The following is a 23773-nucleotide window of genomic DNA, read 5'->3' as shown; positions in this document are numbered from 1 at the left end:
TTCCCGTATTTTAGTCAGAGGTTATCGGTTGACTCTATTTGAACTGATGGCATCTTTGTAAATAATCGGATTGATGTCATCCTCAGTGTATGACTTAGCTCATAGCATCAAGATATTAGAGGTTTGATCTGAGCTCTGCGAGTGACTCAACAGAACCAGCGGCGTCATCTCAACTATTGAAATCAACCAGTTAATGGATTCTGTGTTCTGATTAACCAACTCCTTATGCCCATAGCTCCTTACTTGTTCCATGATAGTTTTATCCAGGCTTTTATTAACTCATTCGAATAGAGATGAATGATGACATTAAATTCCGAATTGTGATGAATCACCATCCGGGTAAACCTGTAATTCTATGACAGCATAAAAATATTTTACTCAACTCTAACCATCTTATAGACGCTTCAGTGCAATCTTTACCCTTAACAAACTAGTTAGTGACTATCAGTTAGGTAAGTTTTGATTTTAGACTAGAAGGTGACGATCCGTTACATCTGATTGATCAAAGCCTATGACTTATGAGATAGATTAGTTCTAACTAGATATGGACCGAAGTGAAAGGGCACTGTAGGAGCGTATACTTTAAACTTCGTTGATAATGCTAGAAAAAGCAGATATTGTTCACCTAATATCCGTAAACTTATAAGTCGAGCGCTCTTACCTGACGAGCTAGAGCTCATGTTCTTGAGGGCAAATCATACTAAAATCTGACATATAAACCAAGAAGCGGTAAAAAACATCTAAAAGCCACAAAACTAATCACATAACCAATCAAATCTACAAAGCGTTCATAACACTCAATATCCAGATTAGCAACTGACCTAATACACATAAATTTATAGGAGCCTTACAACTAATCGTAAACTTATTTCAGGGCTTCACTCGGCTATAAATAAAATCAGCAGAAGTCTAAAGCAAACAAAAATAGATAACAGATAGAAAATTAAACAAAATCAAAAGTGATCATAAAAACCAAAGACTCGGATCACCATAATTAGCAAATGGTTTTAGAGTTCTAAAAAATTAAAACTCTTACAAACAAAACTTATTAGTTTTAAATTTATAGAGATAGTACCAACCACAAATCCCTAACGATATTATTATATGCAATGGAGCAAACCTCATTCGGTAAAGCGTTCCAACATTAGTTACGACCAAGGAATATACAAATATCGTGAGTACAGAGATTGTCAAACAACTAAATATGAACTTAAATTTAGCACCCCTAACCCATAAAAGTCCTAAAAAACCAAAAAAAGAAAAATAAGCCACAGTCATTTCTATGCTACTCAGGGCCTTCTTAATACTACCACCATTAGACTTACCTTCACTTAACCAAGTATTGGGGAAAGGAGCTGCAAGACCTACCAAGAGCGCTTTGGGTGTATAAAGCACTAAATCAGTCCATGTACAATAATTTACATCTAAATCAATATTACTTCCTGCAGATCGATTACTCATAAATCTACGGCGAGTATCATAAAGTTTACTAAGTAATTTATCTGATAAAGATAATCCAAAAACACCGGGATCAACATTACAACCCTTAACCATTTGAGTATTTGCAGTTTTCTGATCTAGTTCCGCGGTTTTTGTGTCATAAATATTAACATTAAAGCCCTTAACTGCATTTGTTGGCAAACTATCAATTGCAAAAAAAATAAATACAACAAAAGCTAGAGTAAAAAGCTCTCTATAAGATCCGAAAGTACGCGCCACTATAAAATTTAAAGCAACACCAACTAATATCACCCCACCCCCTAGCAATAAGATCTTAAGCAAATACGGCCTAACAAACCATACTGATAACCCTGCCAATACAGTCAACAAAACCACTTCAAAAAACACAGTTTTATTAGTAATTGATTGAAAATAGATTTTAGAATAAACATAAACAATTGCGCTAAAAGAAAACAAGCAAAAAATATCTTTATGAATTTGCCCGTAAACCATAACACTACTTGGAAATAACACTAAGGGGAGGAGAGAAAATATTGCAATTTTAACAGGTACCAAATTGATCAATGATCGAACCAAAAAATAAACCGAAAGAGCAAAAAGAAAAGCATTAAAGGGAATTATTATCCAAGGCTTACTAATTCCAGTTAACATGTAAATTACGGTTGCATATGCTATCGATCCTTGTCCACGCGGCCTAAGTTCGATATTATTCCAAAATCCTGTATCGTGAATTTGACCCAAGAGCTCTACAGCTCTTACATGAAAAGCAAAGTAGTCTGAACCTTTTAATAACCCGTCTCCGGCATGCAATGAAGGTAGTAAAGGCAAAACAAACAACTGTAAAGCTAATGCTGCAATCACAGTATATATAAAAGCAAAGACAGCAAACTTATATTCAACAGAAAAACCATTCCCCCCTGAATATTTCATCACAATCACACCATCAGTTAATAATTTAAAATTTAATGATCAAATTATTTATACGAAAAAACCACAGGGTAAAATATAGACACTAATAAAAGCCATTAATGTCTATATTTAAGCTAATAAACATACTTAAATGGAAGTTTATTTTTCAGCAAGCACAGCGAGATGTGAACTTGCATTCAATTTACGAACCAGCCCCTGAATAGTAGCTAAATATTCCTTATTATCGATATCTAAAATATCGGAATATTCAGATCCTTCTGCAACAAAGTTTTTGACAATATCAATATCAAAATTACCTGGTGTTGATATATCCGAAACATTTAAACCAGATCGCAAAATAAAGTGAGCAATATTCTGTGTTGAGAAACCTTGAAGATGCATTGGCGGAAAAATACCATGCGCTAAAGGTCTAAAGTCATTATAATTTAACGCCTTGTTATCTAAACCTAAAATATTTGGCGTATGAAAATATGTTTTCCCGCCTTCTGAAAGTAGAGAAGCAATCGATTTCATAAATAGAAATGGGTTTTGCAAATGCTCAATCAACTCAAAGTGAAGAACCAAATCAAATGTATTAGAGTTAAGTTTAGTAAAATCTTCTGCTGATGAATGATGAAGCTTAACCTTATCAGATATTGGCTTGGAAATTGCCTCTTTATCAATATCAATTCCGACTAGCTCAACACGTTCCTGCAATGATTCAGAATCTAATATCTCATATAATTCGTGCAGAAAAACACCTGAATTACAGCCAACTTCTAATATTTTGATATCATCTTTATAAGACAGAAAACCTTTAATTAACGCTAAAACAAACTCGGTTCTCTCACTGAGAATAATACCTTTTTGCCCAACTCTAGATTTTAATAAGCTTCCTAATTGGCGATTACATTTGCAGTTATTATAATAATAATCTAGAGCTTCCATTGGTGGGCATGGATTAACGAACAAGGACGAACAACTATTACATTTTGCAACTCCATACCGCCCATCAAAAGGAGGCTGACTTATATAAGAACTAGAACCGCAAAATGGACAATCTCTAATATAGAAGCTTTCAGAGAACTTATCAAAAACTTCACGACTATCTTCTATTCTTTGTTGGTAAATAGTCTGCGCTTGTTCTACCGTTCGATTTTCTTTTAAGAAAGAAACATAGTTTGCTTTATTAAGCATAGTTTGCACCTACTAAATTAACCACTAATTAATTAAACCTTCAGGATTCATAAACATTTATTACAATAACCCGTCTATCAATGTCATATTTAATATTTGAAACACTATGCCAGCTCACATCATTCTTTATAAAGCAAGCACATATATTTGGCCTATATTCTGCAACATAGAAAGGCTCATGAACTGTATAAAAATCTTCTATTTCATTTTCATCAAGTAACGGACCATGAAACCTTCTCCAAGGCTTTTTATCTTGGCGGCTTTTATGAAAAACAGTACCAAAATTTCTTTTAATATCGGGACAATATTCTTCTTCTGCTAAGTAATAAACAAAACTAAGCCTCTTGGTTTTAGCATCTGTATGAGGAGATATAAAGCTATTCTTATTTAAGATAGAATACTCTACTTCAGATGAATAAAAACTAATCGGCAGCCTAAGCACCCTACAAAGCTTCCTAAATATTCGAAAGAATATATTTTTTGTATTAAAAACATAAACCTGATGTTTTTTAGTTTCAAAATACGGCAAATGTGTTTTTTTAAACCAATTGTAAAATTCTCTAGATAGAATTGCTAAACAGAAGCTCTTAAATGTACCAGCTGTAAGCTTATCAACATTATGACCACCAATTGTTCTTCTAAGCTTTCCACCCTGCCCCTTTAATTCATAGTCATAATCATCTTTAAGCTTCATTTCCTGAACAAGATCAGCATAGGCTTCTTCATTAATAAGATTTGATATTTCAAATAAGACAAAAGGCTCATCTAAATATAATGAAGAATCTTTCAAATTATTAGGCAAGGTCAATGTAAGGTCTTTACCTTTTACTTTGTAGCTTTCCATTTCCGATTATAACCTTATAAAAATAAGAATCATCTTAAGAGCTAAATAATTCTGCCTAGCTCGTATTATAAAAAAGGCAGCATATAAACTACTGGTATAGATTATCTTTAATACCACATTGAGGCTGATAACCATTTACGTGTCGAAGCAAGGTTTCCCTTATAGTTTCATGATCATATTTAGAGCAACTTTCATCTAGTTTTTCTAAGATAAACAGCAGATCATGATAATTAATCATGACTTCATCAGCTTTCAATATCATTGGGTGACTGGTACCAGAAACATTATCACCTATTAAAAGCTCCTCATATAATTTTTCTCCATCACGCAATCCAGTGAATAATATCTCTATATCACCACCAGGCTGATTTTCTGATTTTATACTATAGCCCGCCAGCTTGATCATTTGCTGAGCTAACTCCACAATTTTTACCGGGGATCCCATATCTAGTACGAAAACATCACCGCTATTACCCATAGCTCCTGCCTGAATGACCAAAGAAGCAGCTTCTGGAATAGTCATGAAATACCTAGTAATATCTGGATGAGTTACAGTTACTGGTCCACCAGATGCGATTTGAGATTCAAACAATGGAATCACCGACCCTGAAGAACCAAGGACATTTCCAAAGCGCACTATAGCAAACCTAGTGTTTTCTTGTTGGCTGGATAATGCCTGCAAAGTTAACTCAGCAAACCGTTTACTTGCCCCCATAACATTTGTAGGTCTCACAGCTTTATCTGTCGATATTAATACGAAGCTTTTGACATTATGCTTTATCGCAACTTCGGCGGTAGCATATGTGCCAAATATATTATTCCTAATACCTGCAACCATATTAAGCTCAACAATTGGCACATGCTTGTAAGCTGCTGCATGATAAAAAGTATCTACTGAATACAACTTCACAATCTTAGACATTAAAGCTTTATCAAGAACTGAACCAAGCACAGCAATTAATCTTATACCCAACTCGGAACATTTCCCTCGTAACTCTGATTCTATTTTATAAAGTGCGTATTCTGATTGTTCGAACAATATTAGCAAATTTGGTTTTTGAACTATAATCTGACGGCTTAACTCAGAACCTATTGAGCCTCCAGCACCCGTGACAATTACATTCTGCTTATTAATGTCTGCTTTAAGTAGGCTTGAATCTGGACTTACTTCTCTTCTACCTAAAATATCATTTATTTCTATTCTACGAATATCACTAATTCTCACTTTACCCGATGCAATGTCTGACATTCCAGGTATTGTCATAACATTTACAGCATAAGGCTCAAGAAGCTTAATGATGCCTTTTTTTCTTAAACGGCCGATTGAGTTGATTGCAAGTAATACCGTATCTACCTCAAATCTCTCAATGATCTCTGATAAATGATTAACAGGGTGAACCCTTACACCGCTAACATCCAACCCCTGCAAAGCTTTATTATCGTCAATAAATGCAACAGGTAAAAATTCATCAGCATGATACAGTGCGTCAACTAGCTGCCTCCCCGAAGCACCCGCTCCATAAATAACTACTGGTTTTGCTAACAACTTTCTTTGCTCTCCACCAGGCAATTTGTGTAAAATTAACCATCTGGCAAACATCCGGCTTCCACCAACAGCTACAATTGCAACAAACCAATAAATGAATATTACTGATCTAGGAACACTTATAGGTAAACCCATCAAATGCACAGCAGTAGCCCAAATTAAAACGGCTAACGACACTGATTTAACAACTGCCCATAATGCTTTATTTCCTATATATCGGACAACAGCCCTGTAAAGTCCCAAACGTACAAAAACAGGTATAGAGACAATTGGCGCTAAAATATATGCAGGCCAATGTAAAAAATTATTGGCTGTTATTTCCCCATATCTAAGAGCAAAGCTGAGATAACAACAAAAAGTAAGAAATATAGTATCGCTTATAACAAAGAAAAGTCTCTTATTATTACGAGACAAACCTAATACAAAACTTATCAAGGAGATACCCTCTTACCACCGCCATAATTATGCAAAAACATCATAAAATACCATCACCAGATCCCTTGCCAATTGCTGTTAGCCATATAAAATAAAAATATTTGGTAAAATTCATTTTTGAAATCATAGATGCGTCAGTTTTTGCTAGCAACTTTGGTGTAGACATATCAATATTATTTATTTGAGCAAGACCTGTAATACCCGGGCGCACTACAAACACACCCAATCGTTCCCTTTCATCTATTAATTCTTCTTGATTAAATAAACATGGCCGAGGTCCAACTAAGCTCATATCCCCCTTAAGCACATTCCAAAGTTGAGGAAGTTCATCTAATTTTGTCTTTCGCAAGAATTTACCGAACTTAGTTATAGACTCAGAATCAGCCAAATGACTTGCAACTGATTCAGTATCCTTTTTCATAGTCCTGAATTTTATTAAAATAAATTTCTTTTTATTTCTTCCCACTCGTTCTTGAAGGAATATCGGCGAGCCTGAACTTAAGTATCCCACGATTGTAAGAACACATAAAACTGGGAATAAAACTAACAAACCGAAAAAGGAAAATAAAACATCAAGAAATCTAATCACATAACCTCCACTAAAGAATCACAGTTAACCAATTTCATTTTTAATAGATAGTGCTAAGCCTTCGTCTAACGTGAGCGGTGGATTCCACCCTAACAATAAACGTGTCTTAGAAATATCTACTTGCAAACTCCCTAATAATCGATCAGCTAACTGTTTTTTTCCAATTAAAGTAGCAATTATCCTTAAAAATACAACTGGCACAGGTATTAATCGAGAACGAATGCCCATACATTTAGAAACCTTTTCTAATAGAACCGTAGTAGATATATCTTCACCATCACTTACAAGAAAGACTTCGTTCGCAGCTTTGGGATGATCTATACATACAACAATCAAATCAACTAAATTTTCTAAAGACACGAGTGAACGCTTATTGGTTATCGCTCCTAAAGGAAGGGGGATACCTTTTCTTAATATATTTATTAAGCTTTTAAAATTTCCTTTTACGTTCGGACCATAAACTAATGGTGGTCTAATAATTACTACTTCAATTCCAGTATCCCTACTAAGGGATAGTAAATTTTTTTCCGCCTCCCATTTTGATTGACTATAAAAGTCTTGTGGACACGGATGATCATCAGCTGTGATATTATTTGCTAAATTAGTATTTTCACCGTTTACTTTAATTGTACTTATAAAGATAAACCGTTTTACTCCAGCCTGGACAGCTTGCTTTGCAAGGTTCATTGTAGCCTTTACATTTACAAGTCGGTATGCCTCCAATGGATTAACCTCATTATCTTCCATTAGGTGTACCCTAGCTGCAGCATGTATAACCACATCTATACCACTTAACGCATCAGACCAATCAGTTTCACCAGTAAAATCACTTAGTCTAATCGAAGGGTAAGCTAAGAAACCAGATCTAGTGGCTGCTAATACTTCACATTCATCAGACCTACTTAATCGATCCAATAAACCGTTACCAACAAATCCACTTCCACCAGTAACTAATACATTTAACTTATCAGACATTCCTTATTAGCTCCTGATAAATAGTCATATGCTTATCTATAACATTTTCTATATTAAATTCATTCTCAGCAAGTAGCCTTCCTGCTTTCCCCATTTTCCTGCGCTGTTCAGGTGTATCTATTAACCAGTTAATAGCATCAGCTAGCGCAAGTGGATCTTTAACAGGAACTAAAATCCCTGTTTCGCCTGCGACAATTGCATCTCTACAACCTGGGACATCAGTAGTGATGACTGCTCGACCACAGGCAGCTGCTTCTATTAAACTTTTAGGTAAACCTTCTCTGTATGATGGTAAACAAACTATATTTGCATTTGAGTATTGGGTGGCAATATCACTTCTAAATCCATATACATTGATTATATTCTCATTTTCCCATTCGTTAAGAATATCGTTATTTATACTCGTAGGGTTACCCAAATCAATATCGCCAATCAAGCGGATATCAATTGACACGCAACGTTTTTTTAAAATACGCGCAGCTTCTACATACTCGAAAACGCCCTTATCCCTTAACAAACGCGCTGCCATAACCACAACAGGCACACCTTCAGGTTCTTTAATGTAAGGATAACTAGATAAGCTGACCCCCGAACCTCTAATTATACGTGTCTGTTCAGCTGTCAACGCCCTTACATTTAATAATAAATTTTTATCATCTGGATTTTGGAAGATTACTGCCAAGTTTGGATGCTTGAATGCAGATTTGTATAGTTTACAGACAATCCAACGACGGATACGCGCAAAAATATTAGTATTTTGAAACACAGTGCCCAGGCCAGATATGGCACATACAACTGACTTAACACCCACTAATCTAGCAACTATACTTCCATATAAAACAGGCTTAATTGTAATAAGGTGAACCAAATCAGGTGATAGCTTTATAAAAAGCTTAGTGAGACACAGAAAACATTGCAATTCCCGTAATACATTTTGACCACTCCTACTAAATGAGACATGATGAAAAGTAAAACCGGAATCAGTAATCTGCTTTACACCCTTCCCTGTAGAAGATGCTATGTGTACATCAAAACCCATTTTCTTTGCCGCTACGGCTATAGGCAAACGATGCGACAAAAAGAATTCTGTCGAATTAACTACAAAAAGAATAACTTTTTTACTTCTAGCCAAAATCAGCACTTCTTATGAAAAATATATCGAACAGTACAAAATATGCAAAAACGGATCATTTATATCAAAAAACCATTAGATTCAAAATAAATATTAAAATCGCACTAAAACAATCTTAAAATCAAATACGAAACATATAGTAAAAATATTTTTTTGATCTCTAACACCATAATAATATGATCAATTACTATTCAATGCTTCAAAATAGCATTTTTCATGTAAGCAAGCAGATACATCAATAGAAAGATGATCACTTTTATTTAGGCTATTATGGCTGTAGTTAGCTAATGATATTTTATCTGATAGAAAATCTTTTAGCTTTGCAGAATAATCTTTAACGTTTAATTGTTGAACAACAGTTCCATTGTCTAACAGGTTGACAACCTCAGCACAACCACCAACATCAGTAACCAGAACAGGCAAACCAGACATACTTGCTTCAATCAAGGCTATTGGCAGGCCTTCCCAAGATGAACTCATCAGATATGCATCAGCTTCATTCAATATTTCTGGTATATTAGTTACATTACCTAGTAAGGTAACCCTGCCATCCAATTTGAGATCTTTAATTTCCAATTCTAGTTGTTTTCTAAGAGGTCCTTCTCCAGCAATTTCTAGAATCCAATTGAACTCAACAACTTGACTCAATGAAGAGAGCATCAAGGTATAATTCTTTTGTTTAGTGAGAGCTCCAACTGCAATTAATTTTATAACTTGATCATTAGACTTTTTGAAACTTCTCTGCCTACTTAGAACCATTCTATCCTTTGATACACCGTTATATATCAAATCGATTGGTTTAGTAGCAACAGCATCAAGAAGATTAAAACAAGCACGACTAATCCCTACATAACGATCTACTTTAAGGTTCCAAAGAAAATAAAAAGAAGGATTGCATCGAAGTAATATATTGTGGTGTGTATAGATGACTTTAAATTTCTTTCTAATAAACACTAAAAATAACAAACCCCAATACAAATGCACATGACAAATATCAGGTTTAAATAATGACAATATCCGCTTGAGTCTGAGTATTGCCAGCCAAGGCTTTTTTCTAGCACTAGGACCTAAAAATATAGCCTCTATACCAATAGAAGAAAGATCAGCAAGGTACTTATCTTCATAACCAATATCTCTATTGGACTCATAAGCATCTTCCAAAAAGACAATAACGACCTCATTTCCTTTGGCAACTTGCTCTTTAGACAAATCCTTTACAAATACTTCTGCTCCACCCGCAGCTGGCGAGGAAATAATATGTAATATTTTCACAAAAAATTATCCGTCGATATTCATACTTTTAAAAAGTGATTGATAGTTTTCAAGAGCATGATTTGGACTAAATTGTTCAGCTCGTGTTTGTAATTTAAGCTTATCAAAATCATGATTGAATATTAATGTCTCCAAACAATTTGCAAAAGATTCTACGCTTCCTTCCTTTGATAACAAGCCATACCTACCATTATCAAGTATTTCAGCCGGTCCAACTTCACAATTGGTAGATACGATTGGAATTCCGAGTGCTAAAGCTTCAACTAATACATTACCAAATCCTTCAAATTCAGAGGACAATACAAACCCATCAGAATTAGCAATTGCACTAAAAGGGTTATCCGCGAACCCTAAAAATTGTACATTGTCTTTAATATGTAAGCGTTCTGCTAAATCCATTAACTCCGATAACAACGGTCCATCACCATAAATCAAGAGTCTCATGGGTTTTTGTTGTGTACAAACCCGCGCAAAAGCTTTCAATAAAACATCGTGTCTTTTTTGCCTGACTAAACGGCCCATAGTTACTAAAGTTGGGATATCCTGTTTAGCATATATCTCTGAGGCAGCAAGAGTTCGCACTCTATCGATATTTATAGGGTTATAAATTACCTTAATAGTTTCCGGCTTAAGATGCAGAGCTTTAATAAGGCTTGTTTTTACCCCTTTAGATACAGCAACGACCTTAGAAGCTAGCCTGTAAGTACAAAAACAACCAATAAATAGAGCAAAACGGATAGGTAAAGAAAGAGCGCGTTTCTCAATAGAATATGGGTTATGCTCTGTTACTATAACCTTAGCCTTACTTTTAGCCATGAAACTAGCTATAACAACAGCAATATTCACATGAGTAAGGGCACTAATGATAATATCTGGATCACAATTTTTTAATAATTTAACCAAAGCAAAGAAGCTGTTTTTCACCCCTCCGGTTCCCAAAACTTTAACTGATAGCCCTTCAGGTAATGAATTTGAATACTCTCCCTCTCCAGACAGTGAAACAAGCGTAACTTCATAGTTTGATCTAGACAGTAAATCTGCCAAATCGATAAACACTCTCTCTGCACCACCTCCTCTAAAAGATGGAATTATTAGAAAAATTTTCAATGCAAAATCCTCATGCAAGCTCTTCAGCAAACACATTCTCAATTAATAGACTTTTTTCTTCGAGCTTATTTTTATTATCAATAGGTAACTTAGAATTTAGATCAATAAATTCAATAACTCTTGAGAAATTTAAAGTTTCAGGGGAGGTTAAATGCTCTTCCATTAATCCTATTTCATTTAAAATTGACCATTTTGCTCCAACATCATAAGCAATAGCATAGACTGGCGTATCAACTGACAAAGCAAATATAGCCGAATGCATTCGTGATGCAATTAAAAAGTCCAAATTAGAGTAACAAGCTAGTAAGGTTTCAATTTTTCCATCAGTCTCAAGCTCTTTTATATCTACTTCGGGGTTATTAATTTGCAAAAAATTTAGTGCATCACTGTAAGGTTCACGGGAGTAAGTAACCTGAGGAACGACTACAATTTTATAATTCAGTTTACCTAGATAACTTACAACTTTAGAAAGCGTATTCAAATAATATTGAAATTTATCTTTGTCACCAATTTCTAAACAGCCCACTAATGTAAGACCAACAGTCTTACTATCTTTATCTGTGATGACAAATTTCGGACGCGACTTACTTAAAGTATAAAGAGATAAATCTGGCATATATTTAACTTTACCAGCGATATGAGACGGAAACTCTCTGACCAAATATTCTAGCGACGTGTTTTCTCGAACGTAAAAGGTTTCACATGAATGAATAAGCTTGCTTAAAATCCATTTACTAAAAAAAGACTTCAATTTCCAAACAGAACTTCCTAAATTGACCATCTTTTTATTGAGAACCATGCAAACAAGCGGGTTTAAACACAATTCAGCCACTTTCAATGTTTCACGCATGCCTCCACGATCACTACCTCTAAAATTTCGTCCATTCCAGATTATAAGGTGCGCATTCAAAATTTCATTAATAGCATGTCTCTGCATATCATTCATAAATATTTTTGAATATACCTTACCTAAACCTACCTTAACTAAAAGACAAAACAAGAAAACATTTAAAACAGATAAGAGTCGCTTAAACAATAAGAAAACAGATGTTTGTGAGGACAGTACATGAGTAGAGGCTACACCATGAATTACTGATACATCTAGCTCATGCTCATAGAAAGTAAATTCACTTTTAGCAATTTCAAATTCGTTTGAACCAAAATAAGTCATTAACTTAGGTTCTACACAACCATACTTCTTGGTCAAATCAACCAACGTTTGCTGCATTATATCATCGCCAGAGTTGCCTTGCTGTGCTACATCAAGAATCAATATATTTTTCATTACTTATTCAATACTTCGTTATATATTTTAAGAAGTTTATGCTTTCCTGCACCCCAAGAAAATTTTTGGAAGTTTTCATATTTTACAGGCGCGACCGTTGGATAATCGATTAAGTCATTAAGTAAATAATCAAAACTATGACTTGCAATTTCATTTTCTTGTATAAAATGACCCTTTATAGCCTCAGGAATACCCCAAGCATTTTGAGTAACAATATTTTTTTCACAAGCCGCTGCCTCAAAAATTACTGTAGGTAAAGATTCATAGCCTACTGAAGGAAAAATGCATATATCTGCAGCATTAAAATATTTAGGTAATATTTTTTCTTCTATTGATTCATAATAATATACATATGATCTATCTGCAGCCATATTACTGACTAGATCACGGTATTCAGACTGCCTACCAATATAGCCAACAACAAGAACCAAAACAAAGTCCTGTCTTATTTGTCTAAGTTTATCGCAAGTCTTAATTAATTCTACAATACCTTTTTTTGAAGCAGCACGCCCCACAAAGAGAAGCACCTTCACATTATCATCTATGCAAAGTTCTTTTCTAATTTCTTTTCTATAACCATCGTCTCTAAAATAGAGCTTTTCATCATAACCATTATAAACCACTGCTAATTTTTGATCAGGAACATTGTAAAGCGTCCTCATTTCTTTTAATTGGAACTCACTAGGCACTATCACTAGGTCAGCCAAGCTCCAACACAGCCGATCTATAAAGTGTTGCACCAATCCATTAATTCTTAATAAATTGTGTTTCAACTTGCTACCTTGTCTCGCTGCATTAAGCTCAGGGGTAGATGTACCATGCGCTGTGTAAACAATTTTAGAAGTAAAAAAACCTAGAAACCTAAATAAAAACAAAAGTGGAATATTTAGATGGTGTATATGAATTAAATCAATCTCTTTATTACGGCATATAGATAGAATTTGCAGTAATATTTTAAATTCAAAAATGGTAGATTTAAAAACACCTTTAAGTGGAGCCAGACCGATACCCCACACATCCATATCATTTGTTTTTTTGTGAAACTTTTCATCACTAGTTGTTATTACATCAACAGATTCTAAAACATTAGAAACCGACATAATTTGATTATAGGGGTTCTTTATCATCCCACTAATCAATGCTTCACCATCCACATCTGATGGAAACATTTGAGTACAAAAAATCACTTTCAAAGCTAACTACCCTAAATTATTTGAAATATTCTCAAGATAATCAATAAGCGACATATCTACAATTTTTTTTGTAATATCGTCGAGACTAACCAAATTCAAATCATACAAAAATTTAACAAATATAAAGTTCGATATAGGATCATGCCTAGCCAGATCATAATAAACATTACTTCTAACTGACATATATTTTGCAGATGTGTACAAGCTATCTGAACAAAAAAAAGTAGTTCCAGCAATCTTAATCGAAGACGGATTGTAACGAAGAATATCAGTTAAAATTGTTTGAATAGCCGTCATTTTTCCATTAAAAAATATACTTCTACCACTCAATATCTGAGCTTTTCCTTTTTTCAGGAGCTTATATTGGTAATAATATAAGACAGATCTAAATACGTGATATTGTGCGCGCATGCAAGCACGTAAAGAAGGAATATAAAACAGCCGTTTTGCGTTATACTCGTTGTAATAACTAACAGTAAATTTATCTCCAAGATCTAATTCATCATATCCAACTAATAAATTTGGAAACAAACATACATCTGATTCATCAGCATCCTTTTGCAAACAATTCAAACTTTCAAAAGAAGGCCCTACAATAAGTATTTTTTTACCTGATATTTTTGAACGTAGTTTATTATTTAGACCTGTCTCGTCCTTAATAAGCACCGACCGAACAAAATCTGATTCACTTTCACTCAATCCTCCAAAATATTTTTTTTCAATTAAAGCGCCTATAATACGCTCATTCCCATTATCAAAATTTGATAATTCAAAGTCCTCAACATACTTATGAATTGAGTACTCCCTTATAAGTATGGATTCATAATAAAAACGTCTAGCTATCAGTAAAAAACAAAGATCGAGGCCCTCTTCAAAATTCACTTTATGCTTTTCACAAAAGTCTTTGGTGATTTTTTTCGATTTCTGCCCCTCACCTTCTTCAAGATCCAGTGCTAGAAAAATCTTGAATAATTTGTTTAATCTATCATCTTCTAACAGTTTCTGGTGCTTCTTTTCACTCTCGGTTCTTGGTTTTGATGAAATAGCCGAACGAGCGCTAGCAGGAATAAGCTTCTTAATTATTGATCTAACCCATGCATATAAGTCGTTTTTAATAAACACCATGATTTTTCAACTCATCAGTAGTAATTATTTTCACACCTTCATTCGATAAACTGATTATGAAGTCACACTTTTCTAGTGTACTCAAACGATGAGCTATCGCTATTATTGTCTTACCGTTGTTTCTTGATAATATATTATCTAAAACAACTGCCTCAGTTTTTTCGTCTAGTGCAGATGTTGCTTCATCAAAAATTAAGACAGAAGACTCTTTATACAATGCCCGAGCAATACCAACTCTTTGCCTTTGACCGCCTGATAAAGCTTCACCACGTTCCCCAACTCGTGTGTCCAAACTATTTAATGTAGAACTGACGTATTCGTTAAGGGCAGCATCTTCTAATGACCGACATATAAGTTTATCATCAATATCATTATCTCTTACGCCAAATGCTATATTTTCTTTAATTGAACCATCGAGTAAGCACACTTCTTGCGGCGTATAAGAGAAGAAGTTTCTCCAACCTGCACAAGTGGAATCAAAAGAAGAATTAGAGAATTTTACCCTACCTGAATCTGGCTCCAGCAACCCTAAAAACAGATCGACCATAGTAGTTTTACCTACTCCTGTGCCTCCAACAATTCCTACGAAACTGCCTTTAGGAATTTTCAAAGAAAGATTTTCAAAAAGGAATTCATTTGTATCGGGATATTTAAAATTGACATTTTCAAATACAAGTTCCGCGCTGTCTGGCAAGACACTCTCAGATTCAATAACTGACTTATCAGTTCTATTCTTTCTATCGGAAGAGCTAAGCATATTGGTTATATCTATTACTAAGCTACTACCATATTTTAAACACGAAACTCCTTGAAATATTGCTCTAACTGCTGGCTGCAAACGATACGCTGAAAAAGCATACAACCCTATTAATGGTAGTGCTGAGCCCAATCCTCCACTATTTTCAAAAAGTAGATACATACAAGCTAATATCAAGCAACCAAAAGTTATAGCCTCAATAACATACTGTGGTGCCTGCGACATTGTTTGATACTGAGATTGAGAATCACAAAATTCATTTGCTTCTTTTATAAACTTATTCGTAAATAAATTTTCAGTATCAGTTGCCTTAACATATTTATAACTCGATAGTGCCTCTGTAGCCACCATATATCGTCCAGAATTAGAACTTGATCGGATCTTACCAATCACACCCAATTTAGCCTTCAATAATTGATAAATAATACAATATAGACCACCAATAAAGCCGACAGATACTAATGCCAGATATGGATCAACAAGAATGATGAGTATAGATATAGACAAAACCACTATAATATTAGCCAACATCATTACTATTGGCCTAATTATCTGATGTGAAAGTTGATCAACTTCAGACAATACAGTTTTAAGAATATCCCCACTATGGTTTTCTTTTATATCTAAGTAAGAGTTTCCTAGTGCGTTATCTAACAGCCTACTGGATAATTCAAAGCGAATTGATTCAATTGAGTAATTAAGAAAGTATGCGCCCGTAATTTTAACGATTGAGCTAAACGCTATTAGTAAAAAACTAAGGCATCCTAAAAAAAACAAGAAGTTTCTTTCCCCCAAAACACCAAGACTTTTACCTATCTCATAAATATAATTAATCTTAGGATCAGTATTAATTAGCTCAGGATCACCCATCACACTCAAGAACGGCATTATTGAGGCTATACTTAATACATCAATAATTGCCATTAGTGTAACTAAGCAAATTAAAGCAATGGCTTTTTTATTTTTTCCTTCACACACTACTAATAGCAAGGCTATTAATTCACTTTTTTTCATCTATTCAATTTCATTCTTAAGTTTATTTTCAACTCGATCAAGTATCACAACTATCTTTTAATCTTCCAATCACTTTTGAAACATCTTCTTTTACATCTACAGCAATACTTTTACCAGATACTTCTACTAGCTTCACATTAACTCCGCGCTCAATAAACCTTAGAATTTCAATATCCTCTATTGATTCAAATGGTGTTTTATTATCTGATGTACAAAAATCATTTAGCGCCGACTTTGGAAATGCATAAATACATATTTGTTTATATGCAAATTCGAACTCGTCATTTTTACCTCCAGGAATAGGCAAACGACTCATATAAAGCAAATCATTATTTAAAGACTTAGCAACTTTAGGGATGGTATTAGATCTATATTCTTCTTCTTTCTCAATTTTGGCTATCGCATTTACAACTTCTCCAGGGTGCTTTAATGCAAACTGGATAACCATTTTTATTTCTTCAGGATCTATAAGTGGTTCATCACCCTGTACATTAATTACCAAATCCAGTCCTAGTTTTTTATTTGCCTCGGCTAATCTATCTGTACCAGTTAAACAAGATGTCGAAGTAATTACATAATTCCCACCAAATTCACGTACATGCTTTGCTATTTCTTCATTATCCGTTGCTACAAACACTTGATTTTCTGGTAAAGCTTGAATACAACGTTCCCAAGTTCGTTGAATCATTGTTTTTCCAAGTAAATCAATTAGTGGCTTTCCGGGCAATCTTGTTGACTTATAACGTGCTGGTATCACAATACCTATTTTATCCATAAACTTTAGTTCCTATTTCATGCCAGTTATTAATCACTCTGTATCCATACAATGTACACTTTTCACGCAACAAGTCTGGTGTATTTGAATAATCAGAAATGCCAATAAAATCTATATGATTAGCTTTTGCTGCATCTAGATCTGCTATTGAATCGCCTATCATTACAGCCTTTTTATTTTCACCTACCTCATCTAAAACATTTCGGATTATTTCATATTTTTTTGTAGGCGAGCCAAAAATACCTTTAAAACATATTGAAATATTTTTCTTTTCTAAAACTCTTCTTAGTTGATTTTGCTCGGAACCACTAGCTACATACATTAAGCCATTAACAGTTGAAGCAATCTGTTCAAAGCCTGCTATAACTTCAGATTTAACATAATGCTTGTCTAAAAAATCTGCATAGTTATTCAATATAGTCTTTTCGAGTTCTATTTTACTTAACCCATAATAGCTTAAAAATTTGCTAGAGAACTCGTTAACGTGATGATACCTAGATAGTCCAAAGTTATTGGTAAAGTATTCAATAGAACTGTCGATACCATCTTTAATGTTCTCTATAGATTCTAGAGCATCCTTCATTGCCAAAATTTTTAATTTATTAGAGTCAAGAATCACTCCATCGCAGTCAAATATGTAGATATCGTATTTATATAATTGGTGCATAAACTGATTCCTGTGACACAGGGTAAGTTGTTGGGGTTAATGCAATTATTTCTATACTAGGGTATTCTTTTCGTACTAAATAAAACAGTTCTGACATTTCTTTTTGTCTAGAATCTGCATAGCCATATCCATCAAACCCAACTAGATAAATTCTTTTAAATCCAAGCGCAATAAGTGCAGCCAGAGCATAACCTGCTGTCAATTCATAAGGTATTTTACAACCGTCTAATGAAGCTTCAAATTTACCAGCCTCAATACTAATTGGGAAATTAAAAAGTTGATCTAGATTCAGTAATTGAAGCTCTGTATCAGAAAGCCTTTTTAACGGAGCAAATATATCTCCACCACTAGCTGAAAATTTACTATAATCAATTTGTTTTACATTATGCGATACAAAATATCCATCTATGTAATTATCAAGTTGCTGTATCCCTGTATTTACAGAATATACTTTACATCTAGAATCACCAATATACCTCTGAATTGCCCTTAAATGTCGACTAACACCTTCTCCAGCCCCAATTAATATTGCTGTTTGTCCACTTATAACAGGATATGATCTGATATCCTTGATCGATTTATCTAACAATCCATTTTTAAAAGCGGGGGGAGAAATCAAATCACTTAAATAACTTTCATTATAAGATGTTTTTCCTGCAAGCTTAGCTAGATTTTTAATTGCAGCGATTCGTTCTGATACACCAAAATGATTATCTGTAAGGATTTTCTGTATATATGTAGGATGGATATTATATTTAGCAGCCATGAAATAATGAAGTGACGCCCCCCAACCCAACTTTTTTTTAATAGGTTCAAAACACTTAAATACTAATTCAGCTAATGCTGATGCCTTATAACTGCTATTACCAGCTGACTCCAGCTCTAACAATAACAATTCTGTTTCTGCATTTCCTGCACCACGCCCCATACCCGTAATAGTGACATCGATATGTGAAACACCTAAATCAATAGAATAAAGAGCATTCGAAAGCGCTAAGCCCATATTATTATGGGCATGTATACCTAGCTCTCTCTTCCAATGTAACCTTATTTGCTTTACTACTCGATTTATATCATCAGCATCCATGTTTCCTAGAGAGTCTGCAAAATATAACCCATCTATACATGACCAATTCGATAACAACTCACTTAATTGTCTAATTTCCTCATCAGAACGAAGACTTATCTGCATCACATTTATAAAAACGCAGTAACCTAGTTTTTTCAGGGATTCAGCAATTTCCTTGGAGCTATCGACCTCATTAAAATGGCAAGCAATCCTGACAAATTCCAACTGTGATTCATTTGAACCTACGAACAGTGTCTGTATCGCATCTTCAATTGACATATCAGAATTAAGTATAGTTTTAGCATCTATCATGACACCATACTTCGGCCCAGGAGGGAGTTTCAAATCAGCGATATGTGCTTCAGTAGTAAAATAATAGGCCCCTCTAAACCCAGAGCCAGGAAAATTCCTCAAGCCTAACTCAATAAGATCTACTCCAGCTTCGGCCGTAGCTGACAAATACTCCTGAACAGTATCTTGATCAAAGTCCCAATTATTGTAATAACCACCATCTCTAAGCGTACAATCGAGTATCTTCAAATCTTAACCTTAATCTCTAGGGGATAAATTTTAATCGATAATCACAAGTCGTGACAGCCATTGCAAAAACTTCACTAACTATTTGATATATTTGAAATAAAAACGGAAGATAGGTACTCAAGACAGTTAAAAACGAACCCTTATTAACAGGTAAGAAGGCCCTGACCTCTATCTAGATCACAACATTGTACATTGCAACAATGAAAACCACTAGGTAGCTAGGCATAATGAATTCTTATATACAACCATCTGTTAATTCACATTTCAGGTTTAATTTATCCATATGATTGACAAACAAAAATCGACAGTTTGTTGGAAAGAAAGCACTCCCTTTTCACTTCAGTTTAAGGACATATTTTTTTCTGCTGAAGATGGGCTAGCTGAATCTTTGTTCGTTTTCTTTGAAGCTAATGACATGGAAAATAGATTTCAGGCTTCTCATTCCCCAATTGTTATTGGAGAAACAGGGTTCGGTACAGGTTTAAATTTTATTTCGCTATGGAAGCGATTTCGTGAAATAAGTACAGATTCCAAATTTCATTTCATTAGTACTGAAAAGTACCCTCTAAACTCGATCGACCTAACCAAAGCCCTCGCTCATTGGCCTGACTTAACATGTTTAACTGAACAATTAGTCCATCAATATCCCTCGAATACCTCAGGTTTTCATCACCTTTATTTCGATAACAATCGCATCAAACTAACACTTATGTTTGGCGACGCTGCCGAGTCATACTCTCGCTTAAATGCCAAAGTAGATGCATGGTATCTAGACGGTTTCGCACCCTCTAAAAATCCTGATATGTGGTCACCGGAGTTATTCCGTGAGATCGCTCGCTTGAGCAAGCCAGGCACAACCTTTTCTACTTTCACAGCGGCAGGTATTGTGAAACGTGGCTTAAGGGACGTTGGTTTTGATGTAAGAAAACAGAAGGGATTTGGTCGTAAGCGCGAAATGTTAGTCGGCACCTTTGTTGAGAACACAACACCTACGCCGATTGTTAAGCCTTGGTTTGAATTGCCAGCTTCAGCAAAACCTAAAGAGGTCACGATTATTGGTGGCGGCCTGTCAGGTTGCTCGACTGCGCGAGCCTTAGCCGACCGGGACGTCAAAGTCAGGTTGATCGAACAAGAAAATCAGTTAGCGACTGGCGGATCAGGTAATCCTCAGGGTGCTTTATACGCCAAGCTCCCAGTCAAGCAAACCACCCAGGGTGAGTTACACCTGAGCGGTTTTCTGTACAGTGTTAACATGCTTAAGCGCTTAGACCCAGAAGAATCCTTTTGGTCTCAATGTGGGGTAATGCAGCTTGCAACGAGCGACAAAGAACTCGCTCGTCAAAACAACCTAATAGAACAAGAAACTTATCCACAAGAACTTGTTTCTCTTAAAAGCGCTGAAGAATTATCTGAGATCGCTAACACGGCCGTAAATTTTGATGGTTTATTTTTCCCTTCTGCCGGTTGGGTTTCACCACGAGCATTATCCGATCATTTTGTCGATCACCCGAATATCTCGTTAGTACAACAGCAAGTAGAAGAATTATCTTTTTCAGAAGGTCATTGGCAGTTAGCAACACAAAGCGGAGAGACCTTATCGGCTAGCCATGTTGTTATCTGTAATGCCGAGATGGCGAACCAATTTAATCAAACAGATCATCTGCCTCTTAAAACCATCCGAGGCCAAGTATCTATTACTGAACCTAAACCAACGAATAGTCAATTAAACAGTGTGGTTTGTGGTGATGGTTATATCTCACCAGCTCAGAATCAACAGTATTGCTTTGGCGCGACTTATGATCTTCAAGGTAAAGAGCGCAATGTCACACAAGATGACCATCAATCCAACCTAGAAAAGTTAAGTAAGGTTCTACCCGACATACATGCAGATTTAGCTTCAGAACCTAATGAGCTTCAAGGACGCACAGCCTTCCGCTGCAGCACGCCAGATTACATGCCGATTGTGGGTCCTGCACCGGTGCAAGATCAATTTATTGAAACCTTCGCACAACTAAGCAAAGATCGAAAATGGCGCTTTGAGAATGCAGAAACAGAGCATCACCCTAATCTCTACGTTAATACAGGTCATGGTTCCAAAGGGTTAATTACCTGCCCTATTTCAGCCGAACTATTAGCCTCGATGATTTGCGATGAGCCACTCCCCCTTCCCAAAGATGTCATTGATGCCATTAACCCTGCCCGCTTTATCATTAAGAAGTTGATAAAACAGACGATATAATAGGGTATAGCTGAAGTTGCATAACATGTAGCTTCAGTTTTATATTTGGTTTATCCCTGTTTGGCTGGAGTAGCTATGGCACTTTACGTATACGATCAAGGTTATCGAATACAAACACCTAAAGAGTCTCTCTTTAGGGAGAAAGGTGTTGATTCTCTAAAACACAGCCGCCATAGCCACCGTAGCGCAGATATGGAGGATCGCCTCCATGCCGACGGTGAAAAATTTGTTATTCCTGGGCCTCACAAAGGCCCAGAAAATAATGACAACGCCAGCCGGGCCTATACCTCTAATACTGCCGATAGCCATACTGAACCTAACAGCCCACAGTTGACGGTCTCTAGGATTATGGTTTCGCCGGTACATAGTGTGACACCGAGCACCCCGATCAGTAGCACTTGGAAACGAATGGACTCTCTGGAAATCAATCACTTGGTGGTAATGGAAGAAGATCAACGCCCCTTAGGGCTTATTCACAAAACAGATCTTATTGCAGCAGGGACAGATTCCCTCTCCCCTGTCCGATCTTTATGCACTAAAAAGCTAACGGCAGCGACACCTGAAACTATGGTTCAAGATGTCGCGATGAATTTTATTGAGAATGATATCAATGCCGTTCCAGTGGTTGATGATCAAGACCAAGTTGTTGGCATCGTCTGTAGAACTGACCTTTTGCGCTTACTGGTCAGCGGCCCTCATTTGGAGAGATGGGTTTAGGACGTTGCGGTGGATGCGATGATAGCTCCTTAGGCTCCTCTTTATTACCGCCGAACAACCCAGCAATAAATCTAAACACCTTTTTCACGCCGCGCCAGATTTTTGGAAGCAGCCATACCAACAGTAATATAAAGATTACTAAGCCAGCTAAGAACCAAATAGGGTGGTTAAGTGCAGCCCACAAGCCACCTAACACCAGCAGGTCTTCACTAATTGAAGCCGTCCAATTGGTCACAGGCTCTGGTGAAGTATTAATTAGTACGCGCCCACCCGCTTTCGCCGCATGACTTCCTGCTGCTAATGTGCCACCAGCCAAAGCTGCAGCCAGCTCTACTGCTGGCGTTACGTCGCCTACTGCACTGGCAGCTAAAGCTGCGCCTGCGGGGATTCGAATAAAGGTGTGTAATGTATCCCAGCCAGTGTCGACACCAGGTACTTTATCGGCAAAAAACTCGACAAAATACATAGCACCAGCAGCCATCAATACTAGCGGATCACTAACAATCTGTAACTCTTCTGGTAAGGCTATATGCCCCATATTATTGAGCATGCCTAACATTAGGACAGTAGCGTATAAGTTAATACCACTTGCCCAACCAACTCCCATCGTCAGTGCTACTAAACTGACAATTTGTTCTAACTGATCCATATAAGTACCTCGCTGATTATCCAAGGCCTTGCAGATCGAATAGAAAGGCCCAGCGCTACAATGTGTCTTTAGATACTATATTACAAAGCCCTGTACTCTCGCTGAACAAGATAACGACCTGCCCTGATTGCAAGAGAGATTTTACTTGAGCGACTTTATCGGAGAGAGAGAACTCATATTCACCATAGTCAGTACCATCACGGCTGACAAACTCTTCGATTAATGCCGTGAGTGTATCTGACTCAAGTTCTTGATAGGGGATGATCATAAAGGTGG

The 23773-nt window shown here is 35.8% G+C and carries 20 protein-coding genes; 2 read left to right on the top strand and 18 right to left on the bottom strand.

Going from position 1 to position 23773, the window contains the following annotated elements; translation table 11 throughout:
- Positions 1-1032: 1032 nt before the first annotated feature.
- The 16 genes from ACMXYU_RS02895 to ACMXYU_RS02820 form a co-directional block, all read right to left on the bottom strand.
- Positions 1033-2391 (bottom strand): hypothetical protein, encoded by a 1359-nt coding sequence (locus tag ACMXYU_RS02895; RefSeq protein WP_415900116.1) that lies wholly within the window; start codon positions 2389-2391, stop codon positions 1033-1035.
- A 138-nt stretch (positions 2392-2529) separates the two neighbouring features.
- A complete protein-coding gene (locus ACMXYU_RS02890) occupies positions 2530-3567 on the bottom strand; it encodes a class I SAM-dependent methyltransferase (RefSeq protein ID WP_415900115.1) in 1038 nt (345 codons plus the stop codon).
- Between the two features lie 40 nt (positions 3568-3607).
- Positions 3608-4411, bottom strand: coding sequence for a hypothetical protein (locus ACMXYU_RS02885; protein ID WP_415900114.1), 804 nt, complete (start codon positions 4409-4411; stop codon positions 3608-3610).
- An 88-nt stretch (positions 4412-4499) separates the two neighbouring features.
- The gene (locus ACMXYU_RS02880; protein ID WP_415900113.1) at positions 4500-6392 is read right to left on the bottom strand and encodes a polysaccharide biosynthesis protein; all 1893 of its coding nucleotides are present in this window, start codon (positions 6390-6392) and stop codon (positions 4500-4502) included.
- 40 nt (positions 6393-6432) lie between these two features.
- On the bottom strand, positions 6433-6981 hold the full coding sequence (locus tag ACMXYU_RS02875) for a sugar transferase (protein WP_415900112.1): 549 nt from the start codon (positions 6979-6981) through the stop codon (positions 6433-6435).
- A gap of 24 nt (positions 6982-7005) precedes the next feature.
- Positions 7006-7956 (bottom strand): UDP-glucose 4-epimerase family protein, encoded by a 951-nt coding sequence (locus ACMXYU_RS02870; RefSeq protein WP_415900111.1) that lies wholly within the window; start codon positions 7954-7956, stop codon positions 7006-7008.
- Complete coding sequence (locus tag ACMXYU_RS02865; protein ID WP_415900110.1) at positions 7949-9088, bottom strand: glycosyltransferase family 4 protein; 1140 nt, start codon at positions 9086-9088, stop codon at positions 7949-7951. Before ACMXYU_RS02865 ends, ACMXYU_RS02870 begins: the two co-directional genes overlap by 8 nt.
- A 180-nt stretch (positions 9089-9268) precedes the next feature.
- The gene (locus ACMXYU_RS02860) at positions 9269-10360 is read right to left on the bottom strand and encodes a glycosyltransferase (RefSeq protein ID WP_415900109.1); all 1092 of its coding nucleotides are present in this window, start codon (positions 10358-10360) and stop codon (positions 9269-9271) included.
- 6 nt (positions 10361-10366) lie between these two features.
- On the bottom strand, positions 10367-11467 hold the full coding sequence (locus ACMXYU_RS02855; RefSeq protein WP_415900108.1) for a glycosyltransferase: 1101 nt from the start codon (positions 11465-11467) through the stop codon (positions 10367-10369).
- Between the two features lie 10 nt (positions 11468-11477).
- On the bottom strand, positions 11478-12752 hold the full coding sequence (locus ACMXYU_RS02850) for a polysaccharide pyruvyl transferase family protein (RefSeq protein WP_415900107.1): 1275 nt from the start codon (positions 12750-12752) through the stop codon (positions 11478-11480).
- Entirely contained in the window at positions 12752-13939 is a 1188-nt protein-coding gene (locus ACMXYU_RS02845; protein ID WP_415901092.1) for a glycosyltransferase family 4 protein, read from the bottom strand. The genes ACMXYU_RS02850 and ACMXYU_RS02845 overlap by 1 nt, the downstream gene beginning before the upstream one ends.
- 12 nt (positions 13940-13951) lie before the next feature.
- Positions 13952-15070, bottom strand: a complete 1119-nt coding sequence (locus ACMXYU_RS02840) for a hypothetical protein (RefSeq protein WP_415900106.1) — start codon at positions 15068-15070, stop codon at positions 13952-13954.
- Positions 15057-16841 (bottom strand): ATP-binding cassette domain-containing protein, encoded by a 1785-nt coding sequence (locus ACMXYU_RS02835; protein WP_415900105.1) that lies wholly within the window; start codon positions 16839-16841, stop codon positions 15057-15059. The genes ACMXYU_RS02840 and ACMXYU_RS02835 overlap by 14 nt, the downstream gene beginning before the upstream one ends.
- Before the next feature lie 37 nt (positions 16842-16878).
- The gene (locus ACMXYU_RS02830; RefSeq protein ID WP_415900104.1) at positions 16879-17616 is read right to left on the bottom strand and encodes a 3-deoxy-manno-octulosonate cytidylyltransferase; all 738 of its coding nucleotides are present in this window, start codon (positions 17614-17616) and stop codon (positions 16879-16881) included.
- On the bottom strand, positions 17609-18283 hold the full coding sequence (locus tag ACMXYU_RS02825; RefSeq protein WP_415900102.1) for an HAD family hydrolase: 675 nt from the start codon (positions 18281-18283) through the stop codon (positions 17609-17611). The genes ACMXYU_RS02830 and ACMXYU_RS02825 overlap by 8 nt, the downstream gene beginning before the upstream one ends.
- Entirely contained in the window at positions 18267-19892 is a 1626-nt protein-coding gene (locus tag ACMXYU_RS02820) for an aldolase catalytic domain-containing protein (RefSeq protein WP_415900101.1), read from the bottom strand. Before ACMXYU_RS02820 ends, ACMXYU_RS02825 begins: the two co-directional genes overlap by 17 nt.
- A gap of 283 nt (positions 19893-20175) precedes the next feature.
- Here ACMXYU_RS02820 and mnmC point away from each other — a divergent pair, with 283 nt between their 5' ends.
- Together mnmC and ACMXYU_RS02810 are read left to right on the top strand one after the other, a co-directional pair.
- On the top strand, positions 20176-22131 hold the full coding sequence (gene mnmC, locus ACMXYU_RS02815; protein ID WP_415900100.1) for a bifunctional tRNA (5-methylaminomethyl-2-thiouridine)(34)-methyltransferase MnmD/FAD-dependent 5-carboxymethylaminomethyl-2-thiouridine(34) oxidoreductase MnmC: 1956 nt from the start codon (positions 20176-20178) through the stop codon (positions 22129-22131).
- A gap of 75 nt (positions 22132-22206) precedes the next feature.
- Entirely contained in the window at positions 22207-22848 is a 642-nt protein-coding gene (locus ACMXYU_RS02810) for an HPP family protein (protein ID WP_415900099.1), read from the top strand.
- Here the strand turns inward: ACMXYU_RS02810 and ACMXYU_RS02805 are convergent.
- Together ACMXYU_RS02805 and ACMXYU_RS02800 are read right to left on the bottom strand one after the other, a co-directional pair.
- Positions 22817-23497: a DUF4126 domain-containing protein gene (locus tag ACMXYU_RS02805; protein WP_415893396.1), complete on the bottom strand. Its 681-nt coding sequence runs from the start codon at positions 23495-23497 to the stop codon at positions 22817-22819. The genes ACMXYU_RS02810 and ACMXYU_RS02805 overlap by 32 nt on opposite strands.
- A 55-nt stretch (positions 23498-23552) precedes the next feature.
- Positions 23553-23765 carry a YheU family protein gene (locus tag ACMXYU_RS02800; RefSeq protein WP_415900098.1) on the bottom strand — a complete coding sequence of 71 codons (213 nt, stop codon included), beginning with the start codon at positions 23763-23765 and terminating at the stop codon, positions 23553-23555.
- Positions 23766-23773 lie beyond the last annotated feature (8 nt).

Source organism: Neptuniibacter sp. QD48_11, from assembly GCF_047778095.1.
GTDB lineage: Bacteria > Pseudomonadota > Gammaproteobacteria > Pseudomonadales > Balneatricaceae > Neptuniibacter.
This window is presented reverse-complemented; position numbering and strand designations above follow the sequence as displayed.

What these genes read in the sequence shown, in the direction of transcription:
- mnmC (WP_415900100.1), top strand. Translation starts at nt 20,176, where the DNA reads ATGATTGACAAACAAAAATCGACAGTTTGTTGGAAAGAAAGCACTCCC.
- ACMXYU_RS02830 (WP_415900104.1), bottom strand. Translation starts at nt 17,616, where the DNA reads ATGGATAAAATAGGTATTGTGATACCAGCACGTTATAAGTCAACAAGA.
- ACMXYU_RS02885 (WP_415900114.1), bottom strand. Translation starts at nt 4,411, where the DNA reads ATGGAAAGCTACAAAGTAAAAGGTAAAGACCTTACATTGACCTTGCCT.
- ACMXYU_RS02810 (WP_415900099.1), top strand. Translation starts at nt 22,207, where the DNA reads ATGGCACTTTACGTATACGATCAAGGTTATCGAATACAAACACCTAAA.
- ACMXYU_RS02835 (WP_415900105.1), bottom strand. Translation starts at nt 16,841, where the DNA reads ATGAAAAAAAGTGAATTAATAGCCTTGCTATTAGTAGTGTGTGAAGGA.
- ACMXYU_RS02840 (WP_415900106.1), bottom strand. Translation starts at nt 15,070, where the DNA reads ATGGTGTTTATTAAAAACGACTTATATGCATGGGTTAGATCAATAATT.
- ACMXYU_RS02825 (WP_415900102.1), bottom strand. Translation starts at nt 18,283, where the DNA reads ATGCACCAATTATATAAATACGATATCTACATATTTGACTGCGATGGA.
- ACMXYU_RS02800 (WP_415900098.1), bottom strand. Translation starts at nt 23,765, where the DNA reads ATGATCATCCCCTATCAAGAACTTGAGTCAGATACACTCACGGCATTA.
- ACMXYU_RS02850 (WP_415900107.1), bottom strand. Translation starts at nt 12,752, where the DNA reads ATGAAAAATATATTGATTCTTGATGTAGCACAGCAAGGCAACTCTGGC.
- ACMXYU_RS02805 (WP_415893396.1), bottom strand. Translation starts at nt 23,497, where the DNA reads ATGGATCAGTTAGAACAAATTGTCAGTTTAGTAGCACTGACGATGGGA.
- ACMXYU_RS02895 (WP_415900116.1), bottom strand. Translation starts at nt 2,391, where the DNA reads ATGAAATATTCAGGGGGGAATGGTTTTTCTGTTGAATATAAGTTTGCT.
- ACMXYU_RS02870 (WP_415900111.1), bottom strand. Translation starts at nt 7,956, where the DNA reads ATGTCTGATAAGTTAAATGTATTAGTTACTGGTGGAAGTGGATTTGTT.
- ACMXYU_RS02890 (WP_415900115.1), bottom strand. Translation starts at nt 3,567, where the DNA reads ATGCTTAATAAAGCAAACTATGTTTCTTTCTTAAAAGAAAATCGAACG.